The 598-nt window shown below is 69.9% G+C and carries 2 pseudogenes; one reads left to right on the top strand and one right to left on the bottom strand.

Features of this window, described 5'->3' with window-relative positions:
• A pseudogene (locus A5692_RS07500) lies at positions 1-245 on the top strand (hypothetical protein); the annotation flags it as partial.
• Between the two features lie 4 nt (positions 246-249).
• Here the strand turns inward: A5692_RS07500 and A5692_RS07495 are convergent.
• Positions 250-598 (bottom strand): annotated as a pseudogene (locus tag A5692_RS07495) (hypothetical protein); the annotation flags it as partial.

The raw sequence follows: 598 nt of genomic DNA, 5'->3' as shown, positions 1-598 counted from the left end.
GCGCCACCATCCCGGTCCCCGTCGACGCTCAGACGCTGCAGAAGATCTGCGAGATCACCGACGGCCAGTCGTTCCACGCCGACAGCCTGGAGTCGCTGAAGAACGTCTACTCGACCCTGCAGCGCCAGATCGGCTACGAGACCGTCAAGGGCGACGCCAGCCTGGCCTGGATGCTGCTGGGCGCCGTCGCCATGGCGGGCGCCGTCCTGGCGGGCCTGTTCCTCAACCGCCGGCTGCCCTCCTGAGCGGTCAGACCGGAAGCCGCCGGTTGATCAGCAGCGCCAGCGCCGTCGCGATCAGGGCGGTGATGACGCCCAGCCGCAACCAGCCGGCGCTGCCCGGCCCGGGCACGGTGCGGTAGCCGATGTCCTTCTCGATGGCGTTGTAGCTCTTCGAGAGCTCGGCCAGGTTGCCGGCGGTGTAGGACTGCCCGCCGGAGAGCTTGGCGATCATCTTCATCTGGTCCGTCGACGGGGACCGGGATGGTGGCGCCCTCGTACTCGACGGTGCCGTACGGCGTCCCGAACGAGATGGTGGAGATCTGCACGCCCTCGGCCTTGGCGGCCCGGGCGGCGGTGAAGGCGCCCTGCGGCGCGTT

The sequence above is a fragment of the Mycobacterium sp. E342 genome, assembly GCF_001667665.1.
In the GTDB taxonomy this organism is placed as follows: Bacteria; Actinomycetota; Actinomycetes; order Mycobacteriales; family Mycobacteriaceae; genus Mycobacterium.
The sequence above is the reverse complement of the archived record's forward strand: the minus strand, read 5'-3'. Positions and strand labels throughout refer to the sequence as shown.